Here is a 15,523-nt window from a genome sequence, read left to right on the forward strand (position 1 = left end):
GTGAACCCGTACCGCACCCCGTCTTGCTCGTACTCCACAGTCACGGGACTGAGCTCGGCTAACGTTCCACCGTTGGGTAACTCAAGTCCGACGACGAGAAACGCGCGCGAGCCCGTCGGAAGGGAGGTCAACCTGTCGGGAGGCTCGGTCCACCCGCTCCCTATCCGGACGCTAGGGGACCCGAGGGGAACCAGTGCCCAACCTGTTAGCCGTAGTTCGCCCGATTCTCCTGGGACAACTCGGAAATCAGTCGCGGTGCTCGCGCCTGTGTTCTCAAGCACGTCCCAGCCGACTGTGCCGCGGGTATCGCCCTCCTGGGCTGCTGCGCAGACCGTGGCAGCATCCTCTGCCCTGGCACGCACGGCGCCCGCGGCCAAAGGAGCAACGTCCTCGGAGGGCAGGCGCTCGCCGCTGCATCCGGCGACAGTGGCCCAGGCTAGTGCCGCGAGAGCCGCAAGGGACGTCCAGTGGCGCGCTGCAAGACTCACGAGAGCAGACCTTCCGGGACTACGGGGCCGCTGAGCGTGGGCGCAACATCACTTGCCCCGGTGATTCCCCGGGGTACCCTTGCCGCCCGCAGTAGGCGCGAGCTGCCGTCGAAGGTGCTTTTACCGTATTCTTGATGCCACTAGAGAATCCAGCGTTGGACTTCAGATTGACTCCTACATTCGTGTGGCCCAACTTGATGCCCGCGGACCACGTGACGGCGCGCGAGGATTGGACGGAGGTACTGGACCCCTTCTCCAGCGGAACGCAGTATGCTGCTGAGATCGCGGAGGCAGTGAACGTTTCCGTACCTCCCGCATGTCCGATCGCCTTGACTCTTTGGTAGAAGACTGGAACCGTGCCGGCGCACATCTGGTAGCGACCGTAGTTGAACCTGGTCGCGTGGACTCTGTTGCCGACTGTCGTCACGGGTGCCCAGTTTGTTGATACTGTAGTTGACCTCGCAATCTCCGTTGAATTCGAGAAAGCGTTGTTGTTATCGAGTCCAGCGCGGTAACCTTGAGTCAAGCGGGCACTTCTCCCCGTCGTGTATACGAGGTCCTGCGTGCCACTCGCCGAAGAATATGTCCCGCCAATGTACGTAGTAATATTGTTGTAGCGCTGCTTTAGGACCCCGCTGTGGCAATTGGCCGTTGGTGTGTGGTTTCTAGCAACGGATGGCGGGGTCGATGGCTGAGCCAGCATCAAATCCAAGTGTTGTAGGCCGTCGACTTGCGTGTTCGCAGCGCGCGCCGTGCCCAGAGAGATCGGGTTCCTATCGGCTTCTGCCGTTGCCGTGGCGCTCCCACCGGTGTGGTCCAGTCCGCCTTCTGTGGAGTTGAGTTCCGGGATGACGGCAAGCACCTGCGCTTCGGCGTCTACGCCACGTGATGTCGAGAAGACTGCCGCCTGGCCGGCACTGCCGTACGCGACGACATCGACATCTACCTCAGCCTGGATCCGCCGAGCCGGTTTCTGGAGCGGATTGAGCGGTGCTCGTGGATGGCCTGACTGTCGGTGCTGACGGGGGGCGCGCGGTACCTGCCGGTCTGCCCGGCTTTTCCACTTTCGGTCCCTTCTCGTCGGGACAGGGCTTGCTGGTCAGGTGGCGGCTGTCAGTTGGCCGCTGGCGGTCTCGAAGAGCTCATCCCAGGCCTGCTGCCAGGGCCAGTTGCGCGGTAGGTGCAGCAGCCAGGTGCGGGCACGGTTGGCGATGCGGGCTGGGACGGCGATGAGCTGAGCGCGGATGGTGGCCATGCGGGCTTTGGCGTGGAAGCGCGAGGCCAGCACCCCGGCTGCGCGGGTGAGGTTGAAGGCGATCGCTGCCAGGACGGTCCAGGCGCTGTTGGCGGTGAACACTGCCGAGGGCATGTGGGCCAGCGGACCGTTCTTCAGGTCGGCGATGACCTGCTCGATGATGGCGTGGTCACGGTGAGCGGCCTCTGCCTGGAGCATCGACAGCGGGGAGTCGGTGAACACGGCGTGATGACGGTAGACGTTGAACATCTCGCCCTGGCCCTGGGGCACCGACCGCGGGTTGAGTCGCTTGACGCGGCGCACGATCAGCCGGGCGCTGGTGTGGTCGTCCTTCTTACGAGAGGTGAAGGCGGTGTAGTGGATCTCGGCCACGTCGGCGTCGGAGACCCAGCGCTGCTCGTCCTCGTCCCAGATGGCCTCGGGGTACTTGATTCCCACCCACGCCTCCTCGGGGATGCGGGAGATGGCGGCGACCACGGCCGCGTCCATGCGCGCGGTGATGGAGAAGTGCGCGCCACCGCGGCGGACCGCGGCTACGACATCGTGTTGGTAGAAGGCGCTGTCGGCGCGCACCGTGACCATGCCCCCGGCCCCTGCCCTGCGAGCCGCGGCCAGGGCCTCGGCGATCATCTTGCCCGCCCCGCGCGGTGACTTCACCGAGCCCTTGCGCAGCCGGATGCCGGCGATCACCGGCGCCGCCGTGGGCGTCGACAACGTGGCCACCAGCGCGTTGAGGCCCTTGACGCCGCTGTAGCCGTATCCCGCGCCCTGCTTGGCGTAGCCGTGAGTCTCGCGGATCGTGTCGTCGAGATCGACGTAGGCCATCTCATCGACGCCGGACACCAGCGCAGGCACCCGAGCGGCCAGCGCGGCCAGCAGCCGAGAAGCGATCGCGTCCAGTTGGCGAACGTGCCCGAACTTATAGCCGCGCAGGTGCGTGCCCAGCGTCGTGGGAGCCCGCAACTCGCTGAACGCCCGGCCCATCCCGCCGTGGCGGACCAGGTCCATGTCGCTGATGCTGTCGGCCCCGGCCACCATCCCGCCGACCAGCGCACCGACCTTCACCTGCGCGTTCGCACCGGCGCTGCCGGCCAGGGTGATGTGCGCATCGACCAGGTCCGACAGCCCCGCCGACTCGGCCAGCAGCATCACCGGCACCAGCCCACCGGCAGCGATCAGATTGTCATCATCGAACTCAGCGGAGAAGCTGTGGGAAACTCGCACTACCGATGCTCCTGTAACTCAGCGGTCTGGGACTCTCAGCAAGTCCATTCTTGCTGGTCACAGGAGCATTCGGCTCTCACGACCCGCCCCTCAGCCCGATCCGGCCGGCGGATCCAGGTTCAATGACGGCGACCGCGACCACCCGTACCTTTAGCCGTCGGAATTCGATCCTCCTGGCGCGACCCGTGATCGACGTATCGATGCGTCTCGGATGCATCCTGACGGTACCGGGCTATCGGGGTGTGGCGACGTGTTCGAGTGCATCAATGTCGAGGATGGAGACGTCTCGGCGTCCGTGGAGTTCGATGATGCCGGAGGTGGAGAGCGCGGCGAGGCGTCGGCTCAGGGTTTCGGGCGTGGTTCCGAGGTAGGCGGCGATGTCTTGTTTCGCCATCGGCAGCCTCACCGTGGGTACGCCTGCTCGCATGCTGCCGGGCAGATCTAGCAGGTAGGCCGCCACGCGGGCGTTGACGTCGCTGGAGGTGACGGCGCCCAGCAGTCGCTCGACTGAGGAGAGCCGGTCGGAGAGTGTCCGCAGCATCCGCTGACTGATGTCGGGGTAGTCGCGGAGCAGGGCCGAGAGGTCGGCGTGGTCGAAGACGCACATCCGACTGTCTTCTAGCGCGACGACGAGGTCGACCGGGCGGTGGCCCGTCAGGAAGGCCCGTTCTCCCACGACATCACCGTCTGTCACCGTTCGCAGAATCTGTTCCTGACCATTGGCCGCCGTGTGGCTGACCTTGAGCTGTCCGCTGTGCATCACCAGCAGACGCGACACCGACTGTCCGGGGGAACAAACAATATCCCCCTTGTGGACGCACACCGGGCGAACGAAGTCGGCGACGTGCAGCTGCTCCTGGCGCGTCAGTCCTTGGAAGATCGGTACGCGAGCTACGCACAGGTCATCCTCAGACATGCCTCAAGCCTACCGGAATCGGCGCGGGCGCCACCGTCCCAGATGCCCCAGGGGGGCGCCTCGTACGGTGCCGTCCGGACTTGACCTGGGTCAAGGAGTTCGCAGTGGCGCGAACCTATCGTGAAGGTGTCAATACGGAACACCACCAAGAAAGGGATTCTCACAATGACTACCTCCACCGCCACCCACACCCTTTTGAGGGCCGAGGGATTCTCCTGCCCGTCCTGCGTGGCGAAGATCGAAAAGCAGGTCGGCCGCCTCAAGGGTGTCGAGAACGTGAAGGTCCATTTCGCCTCATCCCGCATCGAGATCGACCACGACGCCGAGCGCGTCTCCGTGGATGACCTCGTGACTGCCGTGGCGAAGGCCGGCTATAAGGCCACTCCTTCAGCCTTCTGAGGCACGCGGGCCCCTGTGGGGTCGCACATTTTTCGCTCATACCCGATCTGCCGGTCCGCTGGCACTCATCGCAGAAAGGTCGTACCCGAAAGTGAACAGGCTCCAGAAATGGGTCTATGGGAACTGGTCGGTCCCCGTCGTGTCCGGCGTACTCATCATCATCTCCTTCGCCGTTCAACGGCTGGCCGAGGGTGCGGCCAACCTCACCATCAGCCCCCAGTGGTGGCTCGATGCCGGCGCCCACGCCACCCATGCCACCGCGGTCTTCACCCTCGCGGATGCCTTCATGGTCGCCGCCGCCGTGGTCGCCGGCTACGGGATCGTGATCAAGGCGGTTCGCGCGCTGATCGCCAAGGTCATCGGCATCGACCTGCTGGTGTCGGTGGCGGCCATCGGCGCGGTCATCATCGGCAACTTCTGGGAGGCCGCGGCGGTCACGTTCCTATTCGCCATCGGACACGCTCTGGAAGCGGCGACCCTGAACAAGACCCGCTCGGCCCTGGCCGAGCTGGTCGCCGTCGCCCCGGATTCCGCCGTCGTTGTGCGCGATGGTGAACAACAGGAGATCCCTGCCGGACAGGTGAGAATGGGCGAGATCGTCCTGGTCAAGAACGGCTCGAAGGTCCCCGTGGACGGCCAGGTCGTCTCCGGCTCCGGCGCCATCGATGAGGCCTCCATCACCGGCGAATCGATCCCGGTGGAGAAATCCAAAGGTGACCAGGTGTTCGCCGGCACTGTCTCCCGCGGCGGCTTCCTGCAAGTGCTGGCCACCGGCATCGGCGCGGATACCACCCTGGCCCGCATCATTCACCGGGTGGAGGAGGCCCAGGACGCCAAGGCCCGCACCCAGGCCTTCATGGACCGCTTCTCCCGCTGGTACACCCCCGCCGTCATGGCGCTGGCACTGGCGGCCGGACTGATCGCTGGTGATGTGGTCCTGGCGTTGACCCTGCTGGTCATCGGCTGCCCCGGCGCCCTGGTGATCTCCATTCCGGTCGCGATCGTGGCAGGCATCGGCCGGGCCGCCCGTAATGGCATCCTGATCAAGGGCGGCGAGTTCCTGGAGACCTCGGCCAAGATCTCGGCGGTCGCCGTGGACAAGACCGGCACCCTCACCGAGGGCCAACCTGTCCTCACCGATGTCGTGGTCCTGGATTCCGCACGGGACCGTGCCGACGTGCTGCGCTGGGCCGCGGCCGCCGAGGCCGGGTCGGAGCACCCGCTGGCCCGTCCCATTCTTCAGACGGCGCGCGATGAGGGGGTGGCCCCCGACGGGGTCCCCGGCACCGTCACCCCGGTCCCCGGTAAGGGCATCGTGTCCGACGTTGCCGGCCAGCGGGTGCTCATCGGCAACCCGCCGCTGCTGGACCAGTACGGCGTTCCCGACGACGGCAGCGCCGCTCGGGCGGCGGAAGCGCTGGCCTCCGAAGGCAAGACGCCGATGATCGTGGCCGTCGACGACCAGGTGATCGGCGTCGTCGCCGTCGCCGACCAAATCCGCCAGGATGCCCCCGAGATGGTCGCCCGGCTCCATCGAGCCGGTGTCGAGAAGGTGGTCATGCTCACCGGTGACACCCGACTGGTGGCCGAGGCCGTCGGGAAGGCCACCGGGATCGACGAGATCCACGCCTCCCTGCTCCCAGAAGACAAGCTGGACGTGGTCGCGCAGATGCAGCGCCAGGGCCACGTGATGGCCATGGTCGGGGACGGCGTCAACGACGCCCCGGCGCTGGCCACCGCGAACATCGGCGTGGCGATGGGTGCGGCCGGTTCGGCCGTGGCCGTGGAGACCGCGGACATCGCCCTGATGGGTGACAACCTGCTCAAGCTGCCGGAGGCCATCGGCCTGGCCAAGCGGACCGTGGCCGTGATGCGGCAGAACATCGCGATCGCCCTGATCACCGTGGTGCTGCTGCTGGCCGGTGTTTTCGCCGGCGGGGTGACCATGTCCGTCGGCATGCTCGTCCACGAAGCCTCCGTACTGGTCGTCATCATCAACGCAATGCGACTGCTAAGGAAGACCCGCGGTTCGACCACGACGCCACCGGCCGAGAGGACCACGGAGAAAGGGGCACAGCAGGTAACCGCCTGACATCCAAATCCGCACCGGGGCCCTGGGGCCCGCACGCCTCCGGGTCATCCCGAGGACGCGATAAGCACGAAAACTCAGACAGCGACATAGAGACAGCCATACAGGAAGCAGAGGAGATCAGCCATGACCGAGAAGAGCTTCACCCTTGGAGACAACGTCGAGCACTTCACCATCGCGGACGTCGCGAGGGACAACCCGGACTTCCGGAAGGTGCTGTGGACCGGCGAACACGCCCAGATCGTCGTCATGACCATCCCGCCCGGTGGCGAGATCGGGGACGAGGTCCACGAACACACCGACCAGATCCTGACCTTTGTCTCCGGTACCGGCGAGGCGGACCTCAACGGCCACACCCACCCCATCGAGGCAGGCGACCAGTGCGCGGTTCCTGCCGGCGCCCAGCACAACTTCCGCAACACCGGCGAGGAGTCGCTGGTGCTCTACACCGTTTACAGCCCGCCGGAACACGCTATCGGTGTCGCCTTCGCCACAAAGGGCGAAGCCGACGCTGCCGAGGCCGCCGGCCGAGACGAACCACCGCGGCACTGAACAACACCGTCCTGGCGAACCCACTGCGACGCCAAATCCAACCACTGAGAGAGAGTCCATCCCATGTCCAAGGTCTACGTGTTCAACGACTACGGCGGGCCCGAGACCCAGGAGCTGATCGACCGGTCTGTTCCAGTGCCCGGGACCGCAGAGCTGGCCATCGAGGTACGGGCCGCCGGAGTGAACCCCGCCGACTGGAAGATCCGCGAGGGCCAGCTGGGCCATCACTGGAGCCTGCCGGCGCCGATGGGACGTGAGGCCGCCGGCGTGGTCACCCAGCTCGGCGACGGGATCGATGACTTCGCCGTGGGCGACGAAGTGCTCGGGCTGGTGGCACCCGGGCACGGTGGGCTGGCCGAGCACACAGTGTTGCGCGCGTCCACGACCGTGGCCAAGCCCGAGGAGATCTCCTTCACCGACGCCGCCACCATCCCGGTAGCCGCGGCCACGGCCTATGACGCCACCCACCAGATCGAACTCGAAGCGGGCCAGACCCTGCTGCTATTGGGCGCTGGCGGTGGGGTGGGACTGATGGCCGCACAGATCGGCCGGGTGCACGAGTTCAGGGTCATCGGTGTGGCCAGCGCAGCCAAGCGGGGCCTGGTCCAGTCCACCGGTGCCATCTTCGTCGAATCCGGTCCGAACCTGCCCGAACGGGTGCGCGAGATCGCCCCCGACGGGGCAGATCTGATTGTCGACCTCGTCGGTGGGGACGCGCTGCGCGCCGTCGCGGACCTGGTGCCCGACCGGACCCGGATCATCTCAGCGGCTGATCCGGACACCGCCGCCGAGCTGGGCGGCCTGGCCCTGGCACGCACGAATGAGGCTATGGGGAAGATCACCGAGGTGATCCAATACGGGCTCGTCGATCCGCACGTGGACGCCCAGTTCGGCCTGGATGAAGCAGGCCAGGCGATTGCCGCAGTCGAAACCGGACATGCCGCCGGAAAGATCGTCGTAGTGCCCTGAGGCGAGCCCACCGAGGCCGGACGGGGCGCGGTGAGCACGCGTTTTTCATTCGGGGCGGGCACGCTCCACTGCATTGCTCCTGAACAGGGGCTCAGCTCGACGTGCCCGGATGAGCCGAGAGGGTGGGGAGGGTCCCGATGTCGATCGTACCGCGATATGTGCTGGAGACGCGCGCTCCGCAGCCGCGTGCGGGTGCATGTGTCGGCATCGGTGCGGTCACCGCTGGCGGCGTTGCTTCCATCACCTTCGCCACGGTCGCACTCGCTGCTGTACTGCTCTGTGGATGCAGCCAGCAAGGCGCACGTCTGCTGAACGTGCATGGACCGGGCGACGCCTCGGCTCCGGGTCATCCACAGACCGTCGCAACGACTGAGCCTGGATACGCCGAGCGGGTCTTTGGAGTGCATTGAGGGGTGCTCGGGGAGGAGATTGTCGGTCGGTGCTCGTGAAGGGCGTGCGTGATCTGCCGGTCTGCCCGGCCTTTCCACTTTCGCTTTCCTTCTCGTCGGGACAGGGCGGTTGGTCAAGCCGCCGCTGGTAGTGGGGCGCTGGCGGCGTCGAAGAGCGCGGCCCAGGCTTGCTGCCAGGGCCAGTTCCTGGGCATGTGCATCAGCCAGGAGCGGGCGCGGTTGGCGATGCGGGCGGGCACGTTGATGAGCTGGGCGCGGATCGTGGCGGTGCGGGCCTTGGCGTGGAACCTCGAGGCGAGCACTCCGGCGGCGCGGGTGAGGTTGAAGGCGATGGCGGCCAGCACCGCCCAGGCGCTGTTCGCGGTGAACACCCCCGAGGGGCAGTGGGCCAGCGGCCCGTCCTTCAGGTCGGAGATGACCTGTTCGATGATGGCGTGGTCGCGGTGCGCGGACTCCGCGGCGAGCATCGACAGCGGGGAGTCGGTGAAGATCGCGTGGTGGCGGTAGGCGGCCAGCAGCTCGCCCTGCTCGGCGGTGGCCGAGGCTGGGTTCAGTCGCTTGACCCGGCGCACGATGAGCCGGGCAGCCACGTGGTCGGCCTTCTTGCGGGAGGTGAAGGCGGTGTAGGGGATCTCGGCGACCTGCGCGTCGGAGATCCACCGCTGCTCGTCCTCGTCCCAGATCGCCTCGGGATACTTGATCCCCACCCACTCCTGCTCCCCGATGCGGGAGATCGCGGCGACCACGCCGGCGTCCATCCGGGCGGTGATGGAGAAGTGCGCCTTGCCGCGGCGGACCGCGGCGATGACGTCGTGCTGGTAGAACGCGCTGTCGGCGCGCACCGTGATCAGCCCGCCCGCTCCGGCTCTGCGGGCCGCGGCCATAGCCTGGGCGATCATCTTGCCCGCACCGCGCGGGGACTTCACCGAGCCTCGACGCAGCCGCATCCCGGCGATCACCGGCGCCGCCGTGGGCGTGGACAGCGTGGAGACCAGCGCGTTGAGTCCCTTGACGCCGCTGTAGCCATAACCCGCGCCCTGCTTGGCATACCCGTGGGTCTGGCGGATCGTGTCGTCGATGTCCAGGTAGGCCACCTCATCGGCCCCACCCACCAGTCCCGGCACTCGTGCCGCCAGCGCGGTCAGCAGCCGGGAGGCGATCGCGTCCAGCTGGCGCACGTGGCCGAACCTGTACCCGCGCAGGTGAGTGCCCAGCGTCGTGGGCGCCCGGTGCTCGGTGAACGCCCGGCCCATGCCGCCGTGGCGAAGCAGGTCCATGTCGCTGATGCTGTCCGCGCCGGCGACCATCCCGGCCACCAGCGCCGCGACCTTCACCGGCGCGTTCGCGCCGGCGCTGCCGGCGACGGTGACGTACTCCTGGACCAGATCCGACAGACCGGCAGATTCGGCCAGCAGCATCACCGGTACCAACCCGCCGGTGGCGATCAGGTTGTCGTCATCGAACTCGGCGGAGAAGTTGTGGGAAACGCGCACTACCGGTGCTCCTGTTGCTCAGCGCGTTTGGGACTCTCGACAAGTCCATTCTCGCTGGTCACAGGAGCATTCGGCTCTCACGACCCGCCACCCACAACGACCTGACCGGCGGATCCAGGCTCAGGCCCTGATCCACCCAAAATCGGAGTCTGGTCATAGTGTGCTGACAGGTCATAGGCGCCGTCGGGGCCAGAGACGGTTTGGTCGAGCAACGTCAAACTGAATTCGTCGCCCTCCCGCAGAAGGTTCATTTCGCGTGCAGTCGGCCACGCGAGCAGTTCCACCGTAACGCCAGGTGCAGGATTTCCATTCGCATCGCGGATCACCCCTTCAAACATTACGTAGTCTGCAGTACCCCCCGGTTAAGTTTGGCGGCATTGCGATGGATGCCAACAATGCGACAGTTGCCCCACAAACGGACTTACGTCTCACGCGATCGTCCCTTCGTCTGCTCTACTCCCCGGGAACACACCGTGTGCAGGAGAGTACTCCCGTTCTAGAACCTGTCAAGAGTCTCTTTCCTGGAAGCATGGACTCTGCAAGATCTCGCCGTTTCGGCGGTCTCCGCATCTCGGTGTCAGTGGTCAAGGCGTGCCAACGCTGGCCGCTGGTGGAGTGGCGGCAGCCCAGCCCGGCGTCGCACGATTCCCGACCACGGCCGACCGTTTGCGACAATCGGGGGCGAGATGACCACCCTGACCAGCACCGCGCCCGCGGCGACCACCGCAGAGCCCGTCCTTCCGCCGTTGCGGATCGGACGGCATACGATCGACTCCCCGGTCGTCCTGGCGCCGATGGCCGGCATCACCAACCGGGCGTTCCGCAGGCTCTGCCGGCAGTACGGCGCGGAGGGGCTGGCCGCGGGGGGCGCGACCGGGGCCACCTCGCTCTATGTGAGCGAGATGATCACCTCGCGTGCCCTGGTCGAGCGGACGCCAATCTCGATGCGGCTGATCGAGCACGACCCGGAGGAGCAGCCGCGCTCGATCCAGCTTTACGGCGTCGACCCGGCGACCGTGGGGGCGGCGGTGCGGATGCTGGTCAGCGAGGACCGGGCGGACCACATCGATCTCAACTTCGGCTGCCCCGTGCCCAAGGTGACCCGCAAGGGCGGCGGCGCGGCCCTGCCGTGGAAGACCGAGCTGTTCCGCGGCATCGTGTCCGCGGCCGTGCGGGAGGCGACTCCGTATGACGTGCCGGTGACCGTGAAGATGCGGGTCGGGATCGACGCTGACCACGTGACCTTCCTGGAGGCCGGCCGTATCGCCGAGGGCGAGGGCGCGGCAGCGGTGGCGCTGCATGCCCGGACCGCCGCCCAGGCCTACTCAGGCCAGGCCGACTGGTCCCGGATCGCCGCGCTGAAGCAGGTGGTGACCTCGGTGCCGGTGCTCGGCAACGGCGACATCTGGTCGGCCGAGGATGCACTGCGGATGGTGCGTGAGACCGGGTGCGACGGGGTGGTCGTCGGGCGCGGCTGCCTGGGTCGGCCGTGGCTCTTCACCGACCTCGCGGCGGCGTTCGCCGGCTCCAGTGCACGCGTGCAACCGTCCTTGGGGGAGGTCGCATCCACGCTGCGCCGCCACGCCGAGTACCTGGTGGAGTTCCACGACGACGAGCAGCACGGGTGCCGCGACATTCGCAAGCACATCGCCTGGTACTTCAAGGGGTTCCCGGTCGGCGGCAACCTGCGCCACCAGTTGGGGCTGGTGAACTCCCTGGCAGCCCTGGACGACCTGATCTCGGGACTCGACCTGTCCCAGCCCTGGCCCGGCGAGGCCAGCGACGGCCCCCGCGGTCGGGCCGGGTCCTCGCGTGTCGTGGCGCTTCCCGACGGGTGGCTGCGCACCCGCGAGCTCGAGGAGTCCCAGCGCGCCTCGGTGCTGCAGGCCGAGCTCTCGGTCGACGGCGGCTGAGCTAACGACGGTGGTCAGGGGCCGGTGGCGACGGGGCGGTCGGGATCGGTGATCCAGTCGCTCCACGAGCCGATGTAGACCGCCGGGTCGTAGTGGCCGACCTCGGCGATCTCCAGGGCCAGCGCCATGTGGCAGGCCTGCACGCCGGACCCGCAGTAGACCGCGGTGCGCTTGTCTCCCTGGATCCCCGCCGCGGTGAAGCGCAGCTCCAGGTCGTCCGGCGGGAGGAACCGGCCGTCCTCGTCGATGTTGCGTAGGGCCGGGATGTTGAGGGCCCCCGGGATGTGCCCGGCCACGCGGTCGATCGGCTCGGAGTCACCCCGGAACCGCTCGGGGGTGCGGGCGTCGACCACCTGGTGCCGGTCCAGGTAGTGCTCGACCCCGTCGGCGTCGAGCAGACGGCGTCCGCCGGGGGTGAGCACGATGTCGCCGTGGCTGACCTCCGGCACCTCCGTGCTGGTCTCCTGGCCGGCGCGGACCCAGGCGGCGTAGCCCCCGTTGAGCACCTGGACCTCGTCCTTGCCGAAGTAGTTGAGCAGCCACCACGCGCGGGAGGCGGCCAGCGAGGTCGCCCCGTCGTAGACCACGACCCGGTGGTCGTCGGTCAGGCCGAGCTCCCGGAAGGCCCGGGTCGCCCCGGCGATCGAGGGCATCGGGTGGCGGCCGCCGGTCCCGTCCTCGCGGGTCGGTCCGGAGAGCCCGGACTCCAGGTCGAGGAACACCGCGCCCGGGATGTGGCCGGCGAGGTACTCCTCCTCGTTCGCGGCAGCGCCGCGGCCCAGCTCCCACCGCACGTCCAGGACAAGGAGCGGGGCGTCGGGGTCGGGGTGGCGCAACTCCCGGGCGAGCTCGGCAGGCTCGATCAGCAGGTCGGACACGGGCTCTCCTTCGGCGGGTGCGCGGCACCAGCGGTGGTGCAACCCCACGATACGGCAGCACTGGTGCCTGTCGCCCGGGGATGCGAGGGTGGACCCATGTGCCGCAACATCCGCCCGCTGAACAACTTCGAGCCCCCCGCGACCAGCGAGGAGGTGCAGTCCGCCGCACTGCAGTACGTCCGCAAGGTCAGCGGCGCGACCAAGCCCTCCAAGGCCAACGAGGAGGCGTTCGAGCACGCCATCGACGTCATCGCCAGAGCCACCCAGGAGCTCCTGGACTCCCTGGTCACCTCGGCGCCGCCGAAGGACCGCGAGGTCGAGGCGGCCAAGGCCCGGGAGCGCTCGGCCAAGCGGTTCGCCAGTTGATGACCGGTGTCGCCGCCCTGCGGGTCACGCCGCCGGAGGAGATCACCCGCGGGACACGGGCCCGGCACGTCCTGAACTGGATCAACCTGTCGACCCCGTTGGGCCTGGCGGTGGCCCGGGCGGGCGGTGCCGACATCCGCCGCGGACCCGACCTGCTCTACCTGGCCGATCACTACCGCTGGTCCTTCCCGACGGGAAGCGCGTTCACCGTCGGCGACGTGGTGATCAGCAGGCACGACCTGGCCCAACTGGTCTCGCGGCGGCCGCACCTGATCGAGCACGAGGCCGCACACAGTCGGCAGTGGATGGCCTGCCTCGGCCTGCCCTTCCTACCCCTGTATGCCGTGTCCATGGGATGGTCGTGGCTGCGCACCGGGGACCGCGCCTCCCGCAGCTTCTTCGAGCGCCGGGCAGACCTGGCCAAGGGGGGCTACCGCGACGTGCCGCCCCGACCGCTGGGCCCGGTCGTGGGCGCGGCACTGGGTCGTGCGGCGGCCGCGCTCACGGGTCGGCGCGGCGCCGACGCCGGCCGGGACCTGGGTCGCCCGACGGACCGCCCGCCCGGCTGAGCACCTCACCCCGGCCCGCACGCCGGCAGGGCCCAGTCCTGCTCCGGCCCGTACCGGTGGCCGTGCCCATCGTCCGGCGCGAGGGAGACGGCCAGGTCCAGGGTGGTCGTGCCCAGGCTCACCCCGGGCAGCCACAGGGCGGCACCCCAGTCCTCCGGCCGGCTCGTCGCGGTCCCGGCGGTCAGGTGCACGACGGGGTCGTCGGCGTTGGCCAGCGACCGCTCGCCGGGCAGGCCCAGCGTCGCCCCGCCCGGCGTGCCGCTCCACAGCGCCCCGCAGACCTGCGCCGCCAGCACCGGGTCCCGCAGCGCCGACTGCCCGGCCAGGGCACCCAGGGACTCGCCCGCGACATACAGGGCAGGCCGTTCCCGCTCGGGGACGGTCGCCAGCCGGTCGGCGACCGCGCCGACCACGGCGTGCGCGGACCGCTCGCTAGTGGCCCGCGCGGTGAGCACGCTCAGCCAGCTCGGTGACTGGTCGTACTGCACCGCCACCGTGCTCAGCCCCGCGCCGAACTGTCCCTCGAACGCCTCGACGGCATCCCGGTTCACCCACCCGCTGCCGGTCGGCACCAGCACGATGACGGCCTCACCCTCAAGCCCGCCCGCCGCGACGAGCCGGTCGGCGGCCAGCTCGGCGGCCGCGGCCGGCTCCGACTCCTCCGCCAGGGCGACGTAGACGCGACCGGACCCCGCGGGCGACTCCTGGAGCAGCACGTGCCCGGGGTCCAGATCCTTGTCCAGCAGGTCCAGCAGGCCGTCCCCGGCGGGCGCAGCTGCGGCCAGGGACACGGCACCACCGGTGGCCAGCACCGCCAGCCGCGTGCCCAGACGCAGCCCCCACATCCGGGCCACCGCCCGGCCGAGGCCCCGCGCCAGCAGGACCAATCCGTATGCCGTGGCGCCGGCCAGTGCCGCCACCACCGGCCAGTGCAACTGGTCGGGGGCGGCCATCCCGACGGCGTCAGCCTGACGGGCCGCGAGCAGACCTGCACCCACCACGCCGGCCAGGACCACGGCCACGGCCGTGGCCAGCGCGCCGACCTGGCCCGGTCTCCAGGTCTCATCGAGCTCCCGCGGCCTGCGGCGCCCCCGCAGCCGGCCGACCGACCACGCGGCGGCGAGCGCCAGGGCCACCAGCACCCCGGTGAGCGGGCCCTGGACGAACGCCGGCCGCGGGAGCAGGGAGGGCGTCAGCGACAGCAGGACGGCCGCGGTGACGAGGACGGTCGTCCCGACGGTCGGGGGCCGCAGCCGGGGGACCTGGCGCGCCATCCGGGCCGGGAGCGCGGCGGCGGTCATCCCGAGCACCCCGAGGGCGGAGCTCGCCAGGGCAGTCCGGGTCAGCGCGCTCTCCTCCGGCAGCGCACCACCCTGGCGCACCGAGTTCAGTTCCACCGCGGTGGCCGCGACCTGGGCGCTGGCCCGGCACGACGCGGCGTCGGCGGCACCCGCCGGGCCGGCGCACACCTGCCCCAGCCGCTGCCGGAGCAACCCGTCCACCGAGCCACGGGCCCAGGTGCCGAGCGGGGTGCCGGTCGCGTCGGCATACCGGAGCAGGTCGTAGCCGTAGTCGTGCTGGCGGCAGGCCGGCTCGAAGGTGGCCGGCAGCGCCACGGGGGAGGAGCAGTCGCCGTCGGCGCGGACCAGGTGACCGTCCTCGAGGACCGGCAGGTATCCCATGGTGGCCGCGAAGTCCGGAGGGACGGTGGCCGCCGCGTCGGCGGCCGACCCCGTGGTGAGGGCACGCACGGCCTGCGCCGCGGGAGAGTCGTCGCCGCCAGCCCGCGCGGGTGTGGCCAGGACGGTGAGGACGGTGGCGGTGAGCACGGCCAGCAGGCTCAGCGCGAGAAGGGGGATACGTCGGTTTCGCATGCCAAGGACGCTAGAAATTACCTGCGCGACAGCGGATCACTCTGCAGGCTCGAATCCACGCGCACTCCCCGGCGCGGTCCGGGCCCGCCCTCACCCCGGCGGGGGAGGGCACGCTCGCTCCCTGGTAT

At 69.0% G+C, this 15,523-nt stretch carries 12 protein-coding genes; 7 read left to right on the forward strand and 5 right to left on the reverse strand.

The annotated features are described in order from the left end of the window. Positions 1–1,587: 1,587 nt before the first annotated feature. Together AC1QRC_RS10970 and AC1QRC_RS10975 are read right to left on the reverse strand one after the other, a co-directional pair. Positions 1,588–2,967, reverse strand: coding sequence for an IS1380 family transposase (locus AC1QRC_RS10970; RefSeq protein WP_095797264.1), 1,380 nt, complete (start codon positions 2,965–2,967; stop codon positions 1,588–1,590). 232 nt (positions 2,968–3,199) lie between these two features. Further along, the gene (locus tag AC1QRC_RS10975) at positions 3,200–3,883 is read right to left on the reverse strand and encodes a Crp/Fnr family transcriptional regulator (protein WP_075891835.1); all 684 of its coding nucleotides are present in this window, start codon (positions 3,881–3,883) and stop codon (positions 3,200–3,202) included. Positions 3,884–4,048: 165 nt separating this feature from the next. Here AC1QRC_RS10975 and AC1QRC_RS10980 point away from each other — a divergent pair, with 165 nt between their 5' ends. The 4 genes from AC1QRC_RS10980 (at position 4,049) to AC1QRC_RS10995 (ending at position 7,892) form a co-directional block, all read left to right on the forward strand. Further along, positions 4,049–4,282 (forward strand): heavy-metal-associated domain-containing protein, encoded by a 234-nt coding sequence (locus AC1QRC_RS10980; protein ID WP_005053944.1) that lies wholly within the window; start codon positions 4,049–4,051, stop codon positions 4,280–4,282. A 91-nt stretch (positions 4,283–4,373) separates the two neighbouring features. Further along, positions 4,374–6,374, forward strand: a complete 2,001-nt coding sequence (locus AC1QRC_RS10985) for a heavy metal translocating P-type ATPase (protein WP_171197092.1) — start codon at positions 4,374–4,376, stop codon at positions 6,372–6,374. A 123-nt stretch (positions 6,375–6,497) separates the two neighbouring features. Then, the gene (locus tag AC1QRC_RS10990) at positions 6,498–6,923 is read left to right on the forward strand and encodes a cupin domain-containing protein (protein WP_005053940.1); all 426 of its coding nucleotides are present in this window, start codon (positions 6,498–6,500) and stop codon (positions 6,921–6,923) included. A gap of 63 nt (positions 6,924–6,986) precedes the next feature. Beyond that, on the forward strand, positions 6,987–7,892 hold the full coding sequence (locus AC1QRC_RS10995; protein WP_005053937.1) for an NADP-dependent oxidoreductase: 906 nt from the start codon (positions 6,987–6,989) through the stop codon (positions 7,890–7,892). Positions 7,893–8,415: 523 nt separating this feature from the next. Here AC1QRC_RS10995 and AC1QRC_RS11000 read toward each other — a convergent pair. Further along, positions 8,416–9,795 (reverse strand): IS1380 family transposase, encoded by a 1,380-nt coding sequence (locus AC1QRC_RS11000; RefSeq protein ID WP_484203361.1) that lies wholly within the window; start codon positions 9,793–9,795, stop codon positions 8,416–8,418. Positions 9,796–10,481: 686 nt separating this feature from the next. Between AC1QRC_RS11000 and dusB the strand changes: the two genes are divergently transcribed. Then, on the forward strand, positions 10,482–11,708 hold the full coding sequence (dusB, locus tag AC1QRC_RS11005) for a tRNA dihydrouridine synthase DusB (protein WP_484203362.1): 1,227 nt from the start codon (positions 10,482–10,484) through the stop codon (positions 11,706–11,708). A 14-nt stretch (positions 11,709–11,722) separates the two neighbouring features. Here dusB and AC1QRC_RS11010 read toward each other — a convergent pair whose 3' ends face one another. After that, positions 11,723–12,586: a sulfurtransferase gene (locus AC1QRC_RS11010; protein ID WP_484203363.1), complete on the reverse strand. Its 864-nt coding sequence runs from the start codon at positions 12,584–12,586 to the stop codon at positions 11,723–11,725. Between the two features lie 96 nt (positions 12,587–12,682). On the opposite strand from AC1QRC_RS11010, the gene AC1QRC_RS11015 reads away from it, so the two are divergent. After that, complete coding sequence (locus AC1QRC_RS11015) at positions 12,683–12,952, forward strand: DUF2277 domain-containing protein (RefSeq protein WP_484203364.1); 270 nt, start codon at positions 12,683–12,685, stop codon at positions 12,950–12,952. Next, a complete protein-coding gene (locus tag AC1QRC_RS11020; protein WP_484203365.1) occupies positions 12,952–13,521 on the forward strand; it encodes a hypothetical protein in 570 nt (189 codons plus the stop codon). Before AC1QRC_RS11015 ends, AC1QRC_RS11020 begins: the two co-directional genes overlap by 1 nt. 5 nt (positions 13,522–13,526) lie before the next feature. On the opposite strand, the gene AC1QRC_RS11025 is transcribed toward AC1QRC_RS11020, so the two are convergent. Beyond that, complete coding sequence (locus tag AC1QRC_RS11025; protein ID WP_484203366.1) at positions 13,527–15,395, reverse strand: alpha/beta-hydrolase family protein; 1,869 nt, start codon at positions 15,393–15,395, stop codon at positions 13,527–13,529. Positions 15,396–15,523 lie beyond the last annotated feature (128 nt).

This window comes from Ornithinicoccus sp., assembly GCF_057176825.1.